The 18,452-nt window shown below is 71.9% G+C and carries 14 protein-coding genes and 1 pseudogene; 10 read left to right on the forward strand and 5 right to left on the reverse strand.

Annotated elements, in window-relative coordinates; genetic code table 11:
- Positions 1-373 precede the first annotated feature (373 nt).
- Positions 374-811 carry a DUF3052 domain-containing protein gene (locus AB8Z75_RS07540; RefSeq protein ID WP_369200612.1) on the reverse strand — a complete coding sequence of 146 codons (438 nt, stop codon included), beginning with the start codon at positions 809-811 and terminating at the stop codon, positions 374-376.
- A gap of 507 nt (positions 812-1,318) precedes the next feature.
- Between AB8Z75_RS07540 and aceE the strand changes: the two genes are divergently transcribed.
- The gene (aceE, locus tag AB8Z75_RS07545; RefSeq protein ID WP_369200613.1) at positions 1,319-4,066 is read left to right on the forward strand and encodes a pyruvate dehydrogenase (acetyl-transferring), homodimeric type; all 2,748 of its coding nucleotides are present in this window, start codon (positions 1,319-1,321) and stop codon (positions 4,064-4,066) included.
- A 142-nt stretch (positions 4,067-4,208) separates the two neighbouring features.
- On the opposite strand, the gene AB8Z75_RS07550 is transcribed toward aceE, so the two are convergent.
- Positions 4,209-4,661 carry a peptidase inhibitor family I36 protein gene (locus AB8Z75_RS07550; RefSeq protein WP_369200614.1) on the reverse strand — a complete coding sequence of 151 codons (453 nt, stop codon included), beginning with the start codon at positions 4,659-4,661 and terminating at the stop codon, positions 4,209-4,211.
- 479 nt (positions 4,662-5,140) lie between these two features.
- On the reverse strand, positions 5,141-6,757 hold the full coding sequence (locus AB8Z75_RS07555) for an MFS transporter (protein WP_369200615.1): 1,617 nt from the start codon (positions 6,755-6,757) through the stop codon (positions 5,141-5,143).
- A gap of 140 nt (positions 6,758-6,897) precedes the next feature.
- Between AB8Z75_RS07555 and AB8Z75_RS07560 the strand changes: the two genes are divergently transcribed.
- The 6 genes from AB8Z75_RS07560 (at position 6,898) to AB8Z75_RS07585 (ending at position 13,813) form a co-directional block, all read left to right on the forward strand.
- A complete protein-coding gene (locus tag AB8Z75_RS07560) occupies positions 6,898-7,533 on the forward strand; it encodes a TetR/AcrR family transcriptional regulator (protein WP_369200616.1) in 636 nt (211 codons plus the stop codon).
- Positions 7,534-7,719: 186 nt separating this feature from the next.
- Positions 7,720-8,979, forward strand: coding sequence for an alpha/beta hydrolase (locus tag AB8Z75_RS07565; RefSeq protein WP_369200617.1), 1,260 nt, complete (start codon positions 7,720-7,722; stop codon positions 8,977-8,979).
- Positions 8,980-9,127: 148 nt separating this feature from the next.
- Positions 9,128-10,015, forward strand: coding sequence for a DUF4429 domain-containing protein (locus AB8Z75_RS07570; RefSeq protein WP_369200618.1), 888 nt, complete (start codon positions 9,128-9,130; stop codon positions 10,013-10,015).
- On the forward strand, positions 10,012-11,658 hold the full coding sequence (locus tag AB8Z75_RS07575; RefSeq protein ID WP_369200619.1) for a sensor histidine kinase: 1,647 nt from the start codon (positions 10,012-10,014) through the stop codon (positions 11,656-11,658). The genes AB8Z75_RS07570 and AB8Z75_RS07575 overlap by 4 nt, the downstream gene beginning before the upstream one ends.
- Positions 11,655-12,389 (forward strand): response regulator, encoded by a 735-nt coding sequence (locus AB8Z75_RS07580; RefSeq protein ID WP_369200620.1) that lies wholly within the window; start codon positions 11,655-11,657, stop codon positions 12,387-12,389. Before AB8Z75_RS07575 ends, AB8Z75_RS07580 begins: the two co-directional genes overlap by 4 nt.
- 236 nt (positions 12,390-12,625) lie before the next feature.
- A complete protein-coding gene (locus AB8Z75_RS07585; RefSeq protein WP_369200621.1) occupies positions 12,626-13,813 on the forward strand; it encodes an alpha/beta hydrolase in 1,188 nt (395 codons plus the stop codon).
- Positions 13,814-14,052: 239 nt separating this feature from the next.
- Here AB8Z75_RS07585 and AB8Z75_RS07590 read toward each other — a convergent pair.
- Positions 14,053-14,502: pseudogene (locus tag AB8Z75_RS07590) on the reverse strand (MerR family transcriptional regulator); the annotation flags it as partial.
- 90 nt (positions 14,503-14,592) lie between these two features.
- On the opposite strand from AB8Z75_RS07590, the gene AB8Z75_RS07595 reads away from it, so the two are divergent.
- A complete protein-coding gene (locus tag AB8Z75_RS07595) occupies positions 14,593-15,408 on the forward strand; it encodes a serine hydrolase domain-containing protein (protein ID WP_369200622.1) in 816 nt (271 codons plus the stop codon).
- Between the two features lie 24 nt (positions 15,409-15,432).
- On the opposite strand, the gene AB8Z75_RS07600 is transcribed toward AB8Z75_RS07595, so the two are convergent.
- On the reverse strand, positions 15,433-16,122 hold the full coding sequence (locus AB8Z75_RS07600) for a pirin family protein (protein ID WP_369200623.1): 690 nt from the start codon (positions 16,120-16,122) through the stop codon (positions 15,433-15,435).
- Between the two features lie 91 nt (positions 16,123-16,213).
- Here AB8Z75_RS07600 and AB8Z75_RS07605 point away from each other — a divergent pair, with 91 nt between their 5' ends.
- Positions 16,214-17,398, forward strand: a complete 1,185-nt coding sequence (locus tag AB8Z75_RS07605; RefSeq protein ID WP_369200624.1) for a PucR family transcriptional regulator — start codon at positions 16,214-16,216, stop codon at positions 17,396-17,398.
- Positions 17,399-17,498: 100 nt separating this feature from the next.
- Positions 17,499-18,446 (forward strand): ACP S-malonyltransferase, encoded by a 948-nt coding sequence (locus AB8Z75_RS07610; RefSeq protein ID WP_369200625.1) that lies wholly within the window; start codon positions 17,499-17,501, stop codon positions 18,444-18,446.
- Positions 18,447-18,452 lie beyond the last annotated feature (6 nt).

Raw genomic sequence — 18,452 nt, forward strand, 5'->3', positions numbered from 1 at the left:
AGTCGCGCACCGACCGGAGCAGGGGCATGATCGCAGGCCGAGCGGCCGAGCGGCGGGGCAGCCGAGCGGCCGAGCGGGAAAGTCGGGCGGGGGCCGGCCGGGCAGGTCGGGTGGCCCGGCATGGTTATGTCTCGGTCGCCGCGTGACGGTGTACGTGGGCATCCGGCGGTGCCGGGAGAACAGGGGCTGCCGGACACCAGGGGGTCTGCCCGGGGCGCCGGGGTCCGTGGTGCTCGGGGTCAGGTCGGGCCCCGGTGCTCGGAGGTGTCCGAGCCGCACCGGGGCCGGCTGCACGCACGGGCGTGCGCAGGTATGCACAAGGCGGGCTACCGCGACGACGGCGCGCTGTCGCGCCGTCCTGTCGCGCCGTCGCTCACCGCTTGTTCGGAGCGCCCTTCGGGGTGACCAGACGGCTGCCCGTCCAGTCCTTCGCCGCGTTGAAGCTCTTGGTCTGGGACAGGCCCGCGGTCTTGGACGCCTCGCCGATTTCACTGGGCTCGACATAGCCCTCGCGCCCCGTCTTGGGGGTCAGCAGCCAGACGGGGGCGCCTTCGTCGATCATCGTGATCGCGTCCACCAGCGCGTCCGTCAGATCACCGTCCTCGTCGCGGAACCACAGCACCACGGCGTCGGCCACATCGCCGTACTCCTCGTCGACCAGCTCCGTGCCGGTGATCTCCTCGATGGACTCGCGGAGCTCCTGATCGACGTCGTCGTCGTAGCCGATCTCCTGGACCACCTGTCCGGGCTGGAAACCCAGCCTTGCGGCGGGGTTGGTCCGCTCCTCCGCGTGGTCCGCGGTCGCGCTCACGGATTGCCTCCAGTCATGTCTTGCGAATATGGGGTTGCGCCTCGCGCGTACGCGAAGCATGGGCCGTAGTCCACACGGGCGGGCCGGATCACGCAAGTACCCGGCCGTCGATCCCGCACAAACGTTGACGTGTCATCCCACAATGCCTGATCCAGAGTGGTTCAGGCCACATTGCGCTCGCCGCGATCCGCCAGGTTTGCCCCGGCTGCGCCGGGGGAGCCGTAGGGGTGCACCCGGGGCCGAACGGACGTTTGGGGTGGTCGGAGCGGAGAGCGGGCCAGCAGCCCTGATGGGCGTAAGGTGGCGGTTTGACCGCCTCGTCTCCCGAGCCCGACCCGGCCTCCGGCCCGCCCCAGGACCTGTCGGGTTACCTCTCGGTACAGATGACGTCACAGCAGTGGCGGTACACGATGGAGGCGGCGCGAGGCACCCTCCGGCAGGAAGGCACGGCGTGCGCCGCCGCCCGGCTCGCAGAGCACCAGACGACCGATACAGCGAAGGAACAGCGTGGCTTCCGGATCCGATCGCAACCCGATCATCATTGGCGGCCTTCCCAGCCAGGTCCCGGATTTCGATCCCGAAGAAACCCAGGAATGGCTCGACTCGCTCGACGGCGCCGTCGACGAGCGTGGCCGGGAACGCGCCCGCTACCTCATGCTCCGGCTCATCGAACGCGCCCGCGAAAAGCGCGTGGCCGTTCCGGAGATGCGCAGCACGGACTACGTCAACACCATCGCGACCAAGGACGAGCCGTTCTTCCCCGGCAACGAGGAGATCGAGCGGAAGGTCCTCAACGCGACCCGCTGGAACGCGGCCGTGATGGTCTCCCGCGCCCAGCGCCCCGGCATCGGGGTGGGCGGGCACATCGCCACCTTCGCCTCCTCCGCCTCCCTCTACGACGTGGGCTTCAACCACTTCTTCCGGGGCAAGGACGAGGGCGACGGCGGCGACCAGGTCTTCTTCCAGGGGCACGCCTCCCCCGGCATCTACGCCCGCGCCTATCTGCTCGACAGGCTCTCCGAGGCGCAGCTCGACGGGTTCCGGCAGGAGAAGAGCAAGGCGCCCCACGGCCTCTCCAGCTATCCGCACCCGCGGTCGATGCCGGACTTCTGGGAGTTCCCCACCGTCTCCATGGGCCTCGGCCCGGTCGGGGCGATCCACCAGGCGCGGATGAACCGCTACATGGAGGCACGGGGAATCGCCGACACGTCCAAGTCGCGGGTGTGGGCCTTCCTCGGGGACGGCGAGATGGACGAGCCCGAGTCCCTCGGACAGCTGTCCCTGGCGGCTCGCGAGGGGCTGGACAACCTCACCTTCGTCATCAACTGCAACCTCCAGCGCCTCGACGGGCCGGTGCGCGGCAACGGCAAGGTGATCCAGGAGCTGGAGTCCTACTTCCGGGGCGCCGGCTGGAACGTGATCAAGCTGGTGTGGGACCGCTCCTGGGACCCGCTGCTGGCCCAGGACCGGGACGGCGTGCTCGTCAACAAGCTGAACACCACACCTGACGGGCAGTTCCAGACCTACGCCACCGAGAGCGGCGCCTACATCCGCGAGCACTTCTTCGGCGGGGACCAGCGGCTGCGCTCTATGGCGGAGAACATGACCGACGACCAGCTGCTGCACCTCGGCCGCGGCGGGCACGACCACCGCAAGGTCTATGCCGCCTACAAGGCCGCGGCCGAGCACAAGGGGCAGCCGACCGTCATCCTGGCGCAGACGATCAAGGGCTGGACGCTGGGCCCCAACTTCGAGGGCCGCAACGCCACCCACCAGATGAAGAAGCTGACGGTCGACGACCTCAAGCACTTCCGCGACCGGCTGCACCTGCCGATCCCCGACAAGGAGCTGGAGTCGGGGACGCCGCCCTACTACCACCCGGGCCGCGACTCGGAGGAGATTCAGTACATGCACGACCGCCGCCAGGAGTGCGGCGGCTACGTGCCGACACGGATCAACCGGGCCAAGCCGCTCCAGCTTCCGGACGACAAGGCCTACGCCACGCTGAAGAAGGGGTCCGGGCAGCAGGAGATCGCCACGACCATGGCGTTCGTACGGCTGTTGAAGGACCTCATGCGGGACAAGGAGGTCGGCAAGCGCTTCGTGCCGATCGCGCCCGACGAGTACCGCACCTTCGGGATGGACTCCTTCTTTCCCTCGGCGAAGATCTACAACCCGCTCGGGCAGCTGTACGAGTCCGTGGACCGTGAACTGCTGCTCGCCTACAAGGAATCGCCCACCGGGCAGATGCTGCACGACGGCATCTCCGAGGCGGGCTGCACCGCCGCGGCCATCGCCGCCGGGTCGGCCTACGCCACCCACGGCGAGCCGCTGATTCCGATCTACGTCTTCTACTCGATGTTCGGTTTCCAGCGCACCGGCGACCAGTTCTGGCAGATGGGCGACCAGCTGGCGCGCGGCTTCATGCTGGGGGCCACCGCCGGGCGCACCACGCTGACCGGCGAGGGGCTGCAGCACGCCGACGGCCACTCGCAGCTGCTCGCCTCCACGAACCCGGCCGTCGTCGCCTACGACCCGGCGTTCGGTTTCGAGATCGCCCACATCGTCCAGGACGGACTCCGGCGGATGTACGGCTCCAGCGAGGAGCACCCGCAGGGTGAGGACGTCTTCTACTACCTCACCGTCTACAACGAGCCCATCCGGCAGCCGGCCGAGCCCGAGAACGTGGACGCCGAGGGCATCCTCCAGGGTCTCTACCGCTACCAGGCGGGCGAGCGGGGAACCCACGCCGCGCAGATCCTCGCCTCCGGCGTCGCACTGCCGTGGGCGCTGGAGGCCCAGCGTCTCCTCGCCGAGGAGTGGGACGTGAAGGCCGACGTGTGGTCGGCGACCTCCTGGAACGAGTTGCGGCGCGAGGCCGTGGCGGTCGAAGAGCACAATCTGCTGCACCCGGAGGAGGAGCAGCGCGTCCCCTACGTCACGCGCAAGCTCCAGGGGGCGGAAGGCCCCAAGGTGGCGGTCTCCGACTGGATGCGAGCCGTGCCCGACCAGATCGCACGCTGGGTGCCCGGCACCTACCAGTCGCTGGGTGCGGACGGCTTCGGCTTCGCCGACACCCGTGGCGCTGCCCGGCGCTTCTTCCACATCGACGCGCGGTCGATCGTGCTCGGGGTGCTGACCGAGCTGGCCAGGGAGGGGAAGGTGGACCGCTCCGCCCTCAAGCAGGCGATCGACCGCTACGACCTGCTCGAGGTGGCGTCGGCCGACCCGGGCACCGCCGGCGGCGACGCCTGAGTCCACCGCGCGGTGCGGGAAGCCGACCGGCTTCCCGCACCGGCCTGGCGGCCTGGCACGCTCCCGTGCGGGATCGCTCCCGGCCACTCGTCCAGGCGCCGCGCCGGGTGCCGCGGCGGCAGCCCTGCGCGCGGTGCGCATCTCAGTGCTCCCACACCTTGAACGCACGAGCCTTGTAGGGCAGCTCAGGCGTCCAGGAGCCGGACGGGTAGGTGTCGAACTCAGCCGTCTCCGCGCACTCCTCACTCTGGTAGAGCGTGACGGGGCGGCCTGTGCGGTTGGCCGCCGACTCGACGGCGGTGCCGCCCGGCACCGGCGTGCAGCTCTCGATGTCGACTCCGCGCAGCTCGTAGGTGCGCGGCTTGCCCTTGAACCGGGCACGCTCCCACAGGCACAACTCGCCCGTTCCGCACCTGCCCAACTCGGGACCCGCGCCGGCTCGGGCCGGCGGCGCGGCCTGCCGCGCCCTGGCCGGCTCAGCGGCGGCCGTCTCGGCACCGACCGGCTGTGCCGCGACCGCGAGCGCGGCCGTGGCGAGCGCGGCCACCGCCACGGCTCCCGCCCCGACCTTGGCTCCGCGGCCACCTCCGCGCACGCTCCGCGGGCCCCTCACGGCTCGCGCGCCACTCACGTCTCGCAGACTGCGCATGCCTCGCATGCTGATCACTCCCCCCGCTCAGGGCCGGGCATTCGATCGCCCGGCGCCTGACCAGCATCTCCGTGCCGGGAAGAGCGCGCCAAGAGCAAACGGCCCGGTTCACCGGGACAGGTGGCGGAGTTATCCACAACTCCTGAGTTATCCACCGTTCCGGCAACACCGGGCCGTTGAAGCCAGGCCAGCAGACGCAGCGTGTGCCACCGCGGCTACCGCGGCTACCGCGGCTACCGCGGCTACCGCGGCTACCGCGCCGTCGTACCACGGCCCGCAACGTCAGCCCTGCGTCAACGTGTGCACCCCGACATCGGGAGCGCGCCACCACGTCGAGTTGCGCGCCACCACATCGGGTTGCGCGTCGCCGCGTCACGTCGTCACGTCACGTCGTCGCGTCGGGACCGCGCGGGGGCGCGGGGGCGTCAGATGTGGACCGAGGGGCCCGCGTCGTTCGTGCCCCGGCTGGTGAAGACGGCGACGCCCGCAGCGAGCACCGCGACGATGCCGGCGCAGACGAACGCCAGGCCCATGCCGGAGATGAACGAGCCGTGCACCACGTGCTCGATCGTCTCGGCCACCTGGGCCGGGGTGCCCTTGGGCGCGGGCGGGGCCATGCCCACCTCGGCGGCCTTCTTGAGCGCCTCCTCCTTCTGCTCGGGCAGCTGCGGCAGCTTGGCCTCGGCCCACTGCTGCGGCAGTTCGCTGCCGACGCGGGAGGCCATCACCGCGCCGAGTACGGCCGTACCCAGGCTGCCGCCGACCTGCATGGCGGCCTGCTGGAGGCCGCCGGCGACGCCCGCGTGCTGCAACGGCGCGTTCCCGACGATCACCTCGGTGGCACCGACCATGACGGGGGCGAGCCCCAGACCCAGGATGGCGAACCAGACGGAGGTGATGCCCATGCCGCTGTCAGCGTCCAGCGAGGAGAGGCCGAACATGGCGACGGCCGTCAGCACCATGGCGGCGACCAGCGGGATGCGCGGGCCCACCTTGGTGATGACCGTACCGGCCAGCGGGGAGGCGACGATCATCATGGCCGTCAGCGGCAGCAGTCGCAGTCCGCTGTCGACCGGGGAGAGGCCGTTGACGTTCTGCAGGTAGAAGGTGACGAAGAAGAGGCCGCCCATGAAGCCGAAGGCCATGAGCACCATCAAAACCGTGCCGGCGGTCAGCGGGATCGAGCGGAACATGCTCATGGGCAGGAGCGGTTCCTTGGCCCGGGTCTCCCAGAAGCCGAAGGCGGCGAAGGCCAGCAGGGAGACGGCCAGGAAGCCGATCGTCCTGGCGTCGCCCCAGTGCCATTCGGGGGCCTTGATGATGGCCCACACGAGGCAGAACATCGCTACGGACAGCAGTACGACGCCGAGCAGGTCGAACGAGCGTGGGGCGTTCTCGGGGCGCCGGTCGAGCAGCAGCACGAGGCCCATCACGAGGGCGAGAGCGCCGACGGGGACGTTGATGAAGAAGACGGATTCCCAGTTGACGTGCTCGACCAGCAGACCGCCGACGATGGGTCCTGCGGCGGTGGAGGCACCGATGACCGCGCCCCAGATGCCGATGGCCGCGTTCAGCCGCTCGGCGGGGAAGGAGGCGCGCAGCAGTCCGAGGGCCGCGGGCATCAGCAGCGCCCCGAATATGCCTTGCAGCACGCGGAAGGTGACGACGAGCGCGACGCTGCCCGACACCCCGATGGCCGCGGAGGCGGCGGCGAAGCCCACGACGCCGACGAGGAACGTCTGGCGGTGGCCGAAGCGGTCACCGAGCTTGCCGGCGGTGATCAGCGCGACGGCGAGCGCGAGCAGGTAGCCGTTGGTGATCCACTGGACGTCGGAGAGCGAGGCGCCGAGGTCCTTTTGGATGGCGGGGTTGGCGATGGCGACGATGGTCCCGTCGAGGGCGACCATGGTGACGCCGAAGGCGACGGTGACGAGGGTCAGCCACGGGTGCCCGCGCATCCCCTTCCGGGTGCCCCCTCCTCCGCCTTCGAGGCCGGCTGGGTCCGGCGCGTCGGCCGCGACGGTGCTGGTCTGGGTGCTCATGAGCGCGAGGGTAATGACAGTAACTGACAATTGACAAACGGAATTATTCGCCGGTAAATGTCAGTCAACGCTCACGTATCGTGAGCGGACCGTCGGCGTCCGGCACGGGAGAGGAAGTCCGGCACGGGAAGGAAGCGACAGTGGCGGGCCTGCGTGAACGGAAGAAACAGCGCACGAGGGACGCCTTGGTCGTGGCGGCCCACGAACTGTTCGTCACGCAGGGATACGACACCACAACGGTGGACCAGATCGCGGAGGCCGTCGACGTCTCCCAGCGCACCTTCTTCCGCTACTTCACGAACAAGGAAGAGGTCGCACTGTTCGTGCAGGACATGGTGGAGACCTGCTTCTACGAAACCGTGTGCGCGGAGCCGCCCGGCACTCCGCCCCTGGAGTGCCTGCGCCGGAACCTCAATGACATCTGGGACGAGGTCGGCCGGTCCGTCGAGGAGATCGTCCCGCTCGACCTGCACCTGAAGATGTGTCAGGTCGTGGAGACCACCCCCTCGCTGCTGGCCGCACACCTGCGGCACTCCCTGCTGATGGAGGAGAAACTCGTCCAGGAGATCGCCCGGCGCACCGGGGTGGACGCCGAGGTGGACCCGCGCCCGCGCGTCCTGGTGGCGGCGTTCTCCGGAGTGATGCGCACCGCCGCACGGCAGTGGGGCATGCGGGAGGGGACGTCGCTGGAGACCGCCCGCGAGGTGACCCGCGACTACGTGGCGCAACTGGGCCCCGCACTGACCGGCGACTGGAGTCGGGGACACCACCCGTAACGCCGCCCGGACCCGTGCCCCGGTTGCACGGGCCGCCCGGACCCGTGTCCCGGTTGCACAGGGTGAACATTTCCCCGTACGGATGCGCCACACTGACCCGAACGCCCAGTAAGAAACGTGAGATGACTCACGCGGGCCTCGTCCGTGCCGGGTCCGGCCTCGCGCATCTCCTAGGGTGTCGCCCCAGTGACTTACTTCTCCGCTCTAGGCAACCCGCTGTCCGGATCAGGCCTCCCCCCGTCGGGAGCCCCGGGCTCCACCGCCTGGCGCGCGCTGCTCGCCCTGGCCGTCGTCCTCGTCCTGCTGGCGACGACCGGGTGGACCGCTGTGCGCAAGCACCACGCGGACGCGGGGCCCCGCGCGGCGGCCCTGCTCGCCTGGGAGAAGGGCAGCTTCGCCGGGCGTCCCCTGCCCGACCCGGACGCGTCCGCCGGCCGTGTCTCCCGCTACTTCGCCCGCCTCGACGCGGCGCAGCGGCGCACTCTCGCCGAGCGCTACCCCCTGGTCGTCGGCAACCTCGCCGGCGCCCCCGTGAAGCTGCGCTACCGGGCCAACCACACCGCCCTCAAGCAGGCACGCGCCGTCGAGGTCAGGCGGATGACGGACAAGCGGCTGACGGACGAGGGGCGCCAGGACGCGGGGCGCCGGATGCACCGCTTCACCTCGATGCTGGGTGACGGCCGCCAGATCCTCGCCTTCGACCCGACGGGACGCGGCCGTGCCGCCGAGGTTTTCGGGGACCTGGAGCACGCCCAGCGCGTGTCCGTCGTCGTCCCCGGGGTCGACACCGAGCTGCTGACCTTCGAGAAGTCCGCACGCGAGTACTCGGCGCCCGTCGGCATGGCCCACGCGCTGCAGAACCAGCAGCGGGCCGCAGCACCCGGGGTGCGTACCGCGACGATCGCGTGGGCCGACTACACCGCGCCCGTCGGACTCGGCGTCGACGCGGCGTCCGGCGAGCTGGCCCAGGACGGCGCCGTACGGCTCAACCGGCTGGTGCGGACCCTGCCCGCCGCCTCCGGCGAGGCCTCCCCGAAGGTCTCGCTCTTCTGCCACAGCTACGGCTCCGTGGTCTGCGGTCTGGCCGCCGACCGGCTGCCGCGCAGCGTCACGGACATCGCCGTCGCGGGCAGTCCCGGCATGCGCGCGGACAGCGCCTCCGCGCTCGGTACCGGCGCGCACGTCTGGGCGATGCGGGACCGCGACGACTGGATCGCGGACGTGCCGCACATGGATGTGGGAGGCCTGGGACACGGCGCCGACCCGGTCGCGGACGGTTTCGGCGCGCGCCGTCTGTCGGCCGCCGGCGCCATCGGCCACACCGGGTACTTCGTGCCGCACACCCGCAGCCTCCACAACCTCGCCGCGGTCGGTACCGGCTCGTACGAGGACGTGACCTGCGCCCCATCCGACCCGGAGTGCGCCTTCGTGGCCGAGCCACACTGAGGGGTACGCAGCTGAGCCACACTGAGGGGTACGCGCGTAGGGCGGCCCCGCCCGGGCAGGCGGCTCCGGAGCGCCTCACCGCCGCACCAGCGCGCGGAGTACGGCCGAGACCAGCAGAAGGGGGACGCGCGGGCGACCGCCGCATACGATGACCCACATGGGTGATGTACTGGCTGGAATTCACTCCACCTGGGAGTTCTCATCGGACTCCGTGCTCATCCGCTTCGAACGGGGGATTCGCACGCCCAAGCTCTTCCAGGTGCTCTCGGAGCGGCGGATTCCGTACGAGGCGTTGAGCGCCGTCGAGCTGGCCCCGGGCAGCAAGCGCGGCACCGTCGTGCTGCGCGCCGTGCCCCGCCAGGGTGCCGACCCCCTGCTGGAAGCGGCTGCCGGACAGCTCAAGGAGGGCAGCGACCCCTACCGCCTGGTGCTGCCGGCCGAGCGCGAGACCCTCGCCGACTACTACGCGAGCGAGCTGCGCGCGGTGCTGCCCGAGGAGGCCGCCAAGCCCGCCGAGCAGTATCTGGTCGCCGCACCGTCCGCGCCGCAGAGCTTCAAGGCCTACGACGGAAAGGCCTCCTTCGACGGCAGCGTCGTCGCCTTCCGCTGGTTTTGGACAGGTGCCTCCACCGCCAAGTGGAAAGCGGGCGACCAGTTCTTCCCCGTGGGAGAGCTGGAGGGCATCGAGTGGCGCTCCCCCGAAGGCGCCGGCGGCCACCTGCGGCTGCGTGCACGCGGGGCCGAGGTCCTCGTGGACGCGGACCACGACCCGGCGTCCGTGGTGTTCGGCCTCGGCTACGGACCCGTCTACGAATCGCTGCCCTTCGCCGCCTCGGTCCTGGAGGCGGTACGCGCCGCCGACCCCGTGCCGGCGCCGGAGAGCGTCTGCACGGCCGCCCCGACGGTCACACGTCAGCGCTCCGACCCTGCCGACGTGGCGACACGCATCCGCCACCTCGGAGAACTGCACGACGCGGGGCTACTGACCGACGAGGAGTTCACGGCCAAGAAGGCTCAGCTCCTGGCGGAGCTGTGAGCGGACGCCACCTCGCATCCCCTCTCGCCGACGGGCTGCGCGGCCTGGGCTCAGCGCTGGCCACCCCGGCGGCCTCCCGCGAGCCGCTGCTGCGCCACGCCTCGTCGCGGTGGGTCAGGTCGCTGCCCTACGTGCTGGCGTTCGGCTTCGGCGCCGTCCTGCTCCCCTCCACCGCGCAGTTGCTGTCCACCGACTACGGGCTGCACGGCAGCTGGGCGGGCGCGCTCGGGGTGGCGCAGGTGGTGCCGCTGCTGCTCGCCGTGACCCGTCCGCTGCACGCCTGGTGGGTCGTCTTCACCGCCGACGTCCTCGGCGCACTGCTGCTGATGGCCACGGACCACACCGCGGGCCGCCCCTGGCCCTGGACGCCGATGGTGCTCGTGGGCTACCTGCTGCTGTGCCTGGCACTGGCGCTGCGGGAGAGCCGCCGCACCCTGCTGGCCGTCTGGCTGGTCACCGTCGTCACCTCCCTCGCGCTCGGATTCGTCGCCCCCGAGCGCAGCGAGGGGTCGAACGTGCTGCTGATCGTGCTCAGCGGCGCGATGCTGCTGCTCGGCGCCACCCTGCGGGAGCGGGCCGAGGCCCAGCGCCGGCTCGCCGAACAGGAGACCATCAGCGAGACCGAGCGCGCCCAGCGCACGCTCCTGGAGGAGCGCACCCGCATCGCGCGCGAACTGCACGACGTCGTCGCCCACCACATGTCGGTCATCACCGTCCAGGCGGACAGCGCCCCCTACCGGATCACGGGCCTGCCGCAGGAGGCGAGCGAGGAGTTCGGGGCCATCGCCGCCGCCGCACGCGAGTCACTGACCGAGATGCGGCGCCTGCTCGGCGTGCTGCGCAGCGAGAACACCCACTCGGAGCGCGCGCCCCAGCCCGGTCTGGAACGGCTGGAACAGCTCGTGGAGGCCACCGTACGAGCAGGGGTCCCCGCCGAACTGCACGTCGACCTGTCCGGCCGCGGGGACGGTGCGCCCGGTGGCGGCTCCGCTCCCGCGCAGACCGTCACGCTGTCGGCGTACCGCATCGTCCAGGAGGCGCTCGCGAACGTCGTGCGGCACGCGCCCGGGGCGACCACCCGGATCTCGGTGACCGTGCAGGAACGCGAGAAGAGCGGGCGGGACGGGGACGGCAGGGACGACGAAAACGGTGGCACGGAAGACAAGAGCGACACGACGGCGGACAAGAGCGACACGACGGCGGACAAGAACAGCGCGGGGGCGGACAAGAGCGGCGCGAGGGAGGGCAAGAACGGCGGCCGTCAGACGAAGAACGGCGCGAGGGAGGGCAAACACGGCGCGACGGAGGACGAAAACGGCGGGCGGGAGGCCTCGCTTTCCGTCCTCGTCGTCAACGGGCCCTCCCCCGAACCTGAGGGTGCGCCGCTGGAGACGACCGGCACCGGGCACGGGCTCGTCGGGATGCGCGAACGGGTGCGCCTGGTGGGCGGGGCGCTGGAGGTCGGCCCGCTCCCGGACGGCGGCTTCCGTGTCGCCGCCCGGCTGCCGCTGCACCCGCCCGCCGGAACGCCGCAGGAGCCGTCCGGCGTCCTCAGCGACGAGCGGCACGACAGCGCGCAGAGCGCCCCCGACCTCGCCGCACCCACACCCGTCACGCACACGAAGGACACCCCCACGGCATGAACGGCACTGGCGCGCCCGGCTTCTCCGCGACGAGCAGGGTGACCCGCGTGGTCATCGTCGACGACCAGGCCATGGTCCGGGCGGGATTCGCCGCGCTGCTGGCCGCGCAGAGCGACATCGACGTCGTGGGCGAGGCGGCGGACGGCACGGCGGGCGTCGAGGTGTGCCGCACCGTCCACCCCGACGTGGTCCTGATGGACGTGCGGATGCCGCGGCTGAACGGCCTGGAGGCGGCGCGAGCGCTCCTCGAACCCTCACCCGGCGTCGTCCACAGGCCCAGGGTTTTGATGCTGACCACGTTCGACGTGGACGACTACGTCTACGAGGCGCTGCGGCTGGGCGCGAGCGGCTTCCTCCTCAAGGACGCGCCGCCCGCCGACCTGATCGCCGCCGTACGGGTGGTGGCCGAGGGTGAGGCGCTGCTGGCGCCGTCGGTGACCCGGCGGCTGATCGCGGAGTTCGCCCGGCAACGGCCGCACCCCGTCACCCGCAAGGAGCGCGCCTCGACACCCCAGCTCCGGCTCAAGGAGCTCACCGAGCGCGAGACCGAAGTACTGGAACTGCTGGCGCGCGGACAGTCCAACCAGGAAATCGCCGCCTCGCTCGTCCTGGCGGAACAGACGGTGAAAACCCACGTGAGCCGCATCTTCGCCAAGCTCGCCCTGCGCGACCGCGCCCAGGCGGTCGTCTTCGCGTACGAGTCCGGTCTCGTGGCGCCCGGCGAGCACTAGTCCCGACCGGGGGACGGGCCTTGCCCGTCGCTGAACGCCCGACGCGGCCCGTGCGTCCCCCTGCCGCGGAACACCCGGCGGGCCCCGTGCGTCCCCTACTCTCGTAGGCCCCCCTACCCCCGTAGCACCCGGGCAGTTGGCTCTCCGGCGTGACGCCACGGGCGCGGCCGGGCCCGCACCCTCTTCCTGTCTCCCGCCGACGGGACCTGCGGGAGACAGGAAGAGGGAGACCTGTCATGAAACGCCGCCGCAAGCGTGCTCTGCTCGCCGCCCCGCTGGTTGCGGCGGTCTTCGCGGGAACGACAGGCGTCACGAGCGGTACGGAGCAGACCCCGGTCACCGGCCCGCCCCCCGGAGCCGCTGCCTGGCGCGCCGACCACTCGCTGGGGCGCACGCTGCCCGATCCCGCGACCGCGAGCCCCGAACGGGTCACCAGATTCTTCGCGGGGCTGGACGAGGAGGAGCGCGGGGCGCTGGTGCGGCGGCATCCGTTGACGGTGGGGAACCTGGACGGCGTCCCCCTACGCGTTCGGTACCAGGCGAACCGGGTGGCGCTCAAGAGGGAGCGGGCGCGTGCAAGGACGCTGGCCCAGGCTCCCTCCGGAACGCGGGAGGACCACAGCCGGGCGCGGGAGAGGGCCGAACGGTACGGCGAACTCCTCGCACCAGGGCGGCAGATCCTCGCCTTCGACCCGCGCGGGCGCGGGCAGATAGCCGAGGTGTTCGGAGACCTCGCGCACGCCGAAAGGACCGCGGTCGTGGTGCCCGGTTCCGACATCGACCTGCACAACTTCGACGACGGCGGCGCCAACCGCTACGGCAGGCCCGCCGGGATGGCCGCATCCCTGCGAGCGGGAATGGCGCGGCGCGCGTCCGGCGGCCCCGTCGCGGTGATCGCCTGGGTCGGCTACACGACCCCCGTCGGACTCGGACCGGACGCGGCGACCGGGCGGCTGGCCGAGGCGGGTGCGCCGCGTCTGACGCGCTTCCTGCGCGGTCTGTCCCGCGCCGGGGCGGCCCCGCCCGTCGTGCTGTGCCACAGCTACGGCTCCGTCGTCTGCGGGCGGGCCGCGCCGGGGCTGGGCGGCGAGGACGCCGCCGGCTGGATCGTCTTCGGGTCACCGGGGATGCGCGCCGGGTCGGTCTCCGCGCTGCGCACCCGTGTGCCGGTGTGGGCCGCGCGCGCTCCGGGAGACTGGATCGCGCGCGTCCCCCACGTGGAGTTCCTGGGGCTGGGGCACGGCGCCGACCCCACGGACGCCGGTTTCGGCGCCCGTGTCGTGACAGCCGACAGGGCCGAAGGGCACAGCGACTATCTGCGCCCTGGCACCGACTCGCGCGCCAACTTCGTCGCCATCGCTCTGGGGGCGTACGACTCGGTGCGCTGCGTGCCCTCCTCCCAGGAGTGCGCCGACGCCCGCTGAGTCGGCCCGCAGTCGGGCCTTGAGCCGGACCGGAGTCCGCTTCGGCCGTGGTGCCCGCCACCCTGCGGTCCACGTCCCTACCTGATCGCGGTGGTCCGACCGGCCGTGACGTGGCCCGTCGTGACGTGGCCCGTCGTGACGTGGCCCGCGCACCCACATGGCGCCGTGGCCCGGCCCTCGGTGGTCTCGCCGGTGGACGAGTGCGCGGCCACCGCGCGGGCCGCGGGCAGGTCACCGGTCTTCCGGGAGTAGTGGTCGATCTTGTAGTCGAGCACGTCGAGGGTGTCGCGCAGTTCCGCGATCCGGGCCCGTACGCCCTCGCGCGTGGCCTCCAGGAGGGACTGGCGTTCCGCGACGGTCCGCTCGCCCTGGCGCACCATCTCCGCGTAACGCACCATGTCCGCGACCGTCATGCCGGTCAGCCGCAGTTTGCCGACCAGGTCCAGCCAGACCAAGTCGCGGTGGGAGAAGCGGCGCTGCCCCGTGTGGGACCTGTCGACGTGCGGCATCAGGCCGATCCGCTCGTACCAGCGCAGTGTGTGTGCGCTCAGCCCGGTGAGCGCCGCGACTTCGCTGATGGTGTACCTGTCGTTTCCGTCCGGCCGCGGGTGGCTCTCCTGCCGGGCGGCAGACTGCGCGGGCGGGGTCGCGTCCTGGCTGGGCCGTCTGTGCGTCTGGGTCACACTCACCAGTGAACGGTACGAAGTTGGAGCGCACTCCAAGCAAGGGCAAAGGGAGGCCAAAATCGGCGGCCGAGTGCTGCCGTTAGGCTCGTGCGCATGGAGAGCCTGCGGATGATCGAGACCTGGCCGGTGCCGAGCGCGGCGGCGGCCGTCGTACGGGCGGACGGCAGCGTGGCCGGAAGCCGAGGACCCGCCGAGCAGCGTTTCGCCCTGGCCTCCGTCACCAAGCTGCTGTCCGCGTACGCCGTGCTGATGGCCCTGGAGGAGGGCGCCGTCGAGCTGGAGGAGCCCGCAGGGCCCGAGGGGGCGACGGTGCGGCATCTGCTGGCCCACACTTCGGGGCTCGCCTTCGACGAGCACCGCGCGCAGGCCGATCCTGGCACCCGGCGGATCTACTCCAACGCGGGCTTCGAGACGCTGGCGGAGCACGTGGCCAAGGCCACCGGGATCCTCTTCCCCGCGTACCTGCGGGAAGGGGTGCTGGAGCCGCTGGGCATGGCCTCCACCGAGCTGGACGGGTCGGCCGCCAAGGACGCCGTTTCCACCTGCGCCGATCTGGCGCGGTTCGCCGCCGAACTGCAGTCCCCCACCCTGCTGGACCCCTCGACGGTGCGGGAGGCGACCTCGGTGGTCTTCCCCGGTCTGAACGGTGTGCTGCCCGGGTACGGCAACCAGAAGCCGAACGACTGGGGCCTGGGCTTCGAGATCCGTTCCGCCAAGTCGCCGCACTGGACGGGTGAGGCGTCCTCGCCGCGCACGTTCGGGCACTTCGGGCAGTCGGGGACGTTCCTGTGGGTGGACCCGGAGGCGGGTGCCGCCTGTGTGGCGCTCACCGACCGGGCCTTCGGCCCGTGGGCGGTCGAGGCGTGGACGCCCTTCACGGACGCGGTGCTCGCCGAACTGCGCGGCTGACCGCTGCGCGCGGTCCCCGGCGGCTCAGCCGTAGCGGGGCTCGGCGTGCATCTCCCAGACCAGCAGTTCGGCTCCGCCCCTGGCGCGCAGCTCCCGCTCCCGCGGATCGGTCAGCCGCGCCGCGTCGCCCTCGCGCAGCACCGTCTCGCCGCCGTCGCCACCGTCCAGCAGCGCCTGGCCGCGGGCCACGTGCACGTACCCGAAGGCCGCGTCCGGCACGGCCGTGCGCTCCCCGTCGGCCAGCCGCCGCACGTGCAGCACCGCTTCGGTGCGGGGCAGCGCGAAGGGGGTGCTGTCCGCGATGCCGCGCACGACCTCGTACTCGGGTTCGGTGCCGAAGGCGCCGGGCACCAGCCACATCTGCACGAAGCGCAGCGGCCCGCTCCCGGCGTTGCGTTCGGTGTGGCGTACGCCGCTGCCCGCGCCGAGCCGTTGCACGTCCCCGGGGCGCACCACCGCGTCGTGGCCTGCCGAGTCGCGGTGTTCGAGTTCTCCTTCGAGGACCCAGGTGACGATCTCGACGTCGCGGTGCGGGTGCTGCGCGAATCCGGCGCCGGGTGCGAGCCGTTCCTCGTTGCAGGCGACCAGCAGTCCGAAACCGACGTTGTCGGGGTCGTAGAACCCGGAGAAGGAGAAGGCGTGCCGGGTCTCGATCCCGGCCTCCGCCTCGCCGCCGCGGTACCGGTCAGCGGCCCGCCACACCACCTGTGCCATGCGCCCCACCGTAGTCCCGGGCGCGGGGAGGGTGCGGCGGCCGTGCGCCCCCCGCAGCCGTGCGGCGCGCCCGGTAAGGCAGGCTTGTCCCGTGCCCGAAGCCACAGATCCACCCCAGCACCCGCATCTGGCAACCCTGCGCAGGCTGGAGCAGTCCTCCGGGAAGCTCGCCGCCGCCGCCATCGCACGCATGGACGAGCAGCTGCCCTGGTACCGCGCGATGCCGCCGGAGAACCGCTCCTGGATCGGCCTGGTCGCGCAGGCGGGCATCGCGGCCTTCACCGAGTGGTTCCGGCATCCGGAGACGCCGCAGGCCATCAGCACCGACGTGTTCGGAACGGCGCCGCGCGAGCTGACCCGGGCGATCACGCTGCGGCAGACCGTGGAGATGGTGCGCACCACCATCGAGGTCGTCGAGGCGGCCATCGACGAGGTGGCAGCGCCCGGGGACGAGGCGGTGCTGCGCGAGGCGCTGCTGGTGTACGCCCGCGAGATCGCTTTCGCCACGGCGCAGGTGTACGCGCAGGCGGCGGAGGCGCGCGGCGCCTGGGACGCGCGCCTGGAGTCGCTGGTGGTCAACGCGGTGCTCTCCGGGGAGGCCGACGAGGGCGCCGTGTCACGCGCTGCGGCGCTGGGCTGGAACTCGCCCGAGCACGTGGCCGTCGTGCTGGGAACGGCGCCGGACGGGGACAACGAGCTGACCGTCGAGGCGATCCGGCGGGCGTCCCGGCACGCCAAGGTCCAGGTGCTCACCGGGGTGCTCGGCAGCCGTCTCGTGGTGATCGCGGGTGGCTCCGACGATCCGCTCAAGGCCGCCAAGTCGCTGATCGGCCCGTTCGCGGCGGGGCCTGTGGTGGCCGGGCCCGTGGTGGGTGATCTGCTGGCGGCGACCCGGTCCGCGCAGGCCGCGATGGCCGGGTTGAAAGCGTGTGCGGCCTGGCCCGACGCACCGCGGCCCGTACTGGCCGACGACCTGCTGCCGGAGCGCGCGATGGCCGGTGACCCGGTGGCGCGGCAACTACTGGTGGAGGAGATCTACAGACCGCTGGAGGAGGCGGGCTCCGCGCTGCTGGAGACGCTGAGCGTCTATCTGGAGCAGGCGAGTAGTCTGGAGGGCGCCGCGCGGATGCTGTTCGTGCACCCCAACACCGTCCGCTACCGGCTACGACGTGTGACGGACGTCACCGGCTGGTCGCCATCGGATGTGCGTTCCGCTTTCACGCTGCGTATCGCGCTGATCCTGGGGCGTCTCGCCGACGCCGGTGGCCAGCCGTAAGCTGGCGGGCACGTTTTGTCGAGGGTCCACAAAACCCCTCACCGTTCTTCGTCTCGGTCCCCACCGGTCGAGACCCCTGTCCACAGGAGAGAGTGAAAGAGTGCTCGTACTCGTCGCTCCCGGCCAAGGTGCTCAGAAGCCTGGCCTGCTGACCCCCTGGCTGGAACTGCCCGGCGCCGCCGACCGGCTCGCCCAGTGGTCCGCCGCCATCGATCTCGACCTGGTGCACTACGGCACCGAGGCCGACGCCGACGCGATCCGCGACACGGCCGTCGCCCAGCCGCTGCTGGTCGCCACGGCCCTGCTGTCGGCCTACGAACTGCTGGAGGGCGAGCCCACCGAGCAGGCGCCCGGCAAGGCCGCCGGCATCGGCGCGTTCGCCGGGCACAGTGTGGGCGAGCTGGCCGCCGCGGCGCTGGCCGGGGTCCTCACCCCCGTCGAGGCGCTGCGTGTCGTGCGCGCCCGCGGTACGGCGATGGCCGAGGCCGCAGCCGTGAGCGAGACCGGCATGTCGGCCGTACTGGGCGGCGACCCGGAGACGGTCACCGCGCACCTGGACAAGCTCGGACTGACCCCCGCCAACATGAACGGCGCGGGCCAGATCGTCGCCGCCGGCACCGCCGAGCAACTCGCCGCGCTGGCCGAGAACAATCCGGAGCGGGCGCGGGTCAGGCCGCTGCAGGTCGCCGGCGCCTTCCACACCGACCACATGGCGAGCGCCCTGCCCGCCGTGGAGGCGGCCGTCGGCGACATCACGCCCGGCACTCCGCTGAGCCGCTACGTGTCCAACTACGACGGCCGCGTCGTGGACAGCGGGCCCGAGGTCGTGCACCGGCTCGTGCGGCAGGTCTCGGCGCCGGTGCGCTGGGACCTGTGCATGGACACCTTCCAGGAGCTGGGCGCCACGGCGCTGATCGAGCTGTGCCCCGGCGGCACTCTCACCGGACTGGCCAAGCGTGCCCTGCCGGACGTGGAGAGGCTGGCGCTCAAGTCGCCCGACGACCTCGCCGCGGCGCGGGAACTGCTCGCCGCGCACATCCGAGCCTGACACCAA

Source organism: Streptomyces sp. PU-14G, assembly GCF_041028275.1.
GTDB lineage: Bacteria > Actinomycetota > Actinomycetes > Streptomycetales > Streptomycetaceae > Streptomyces.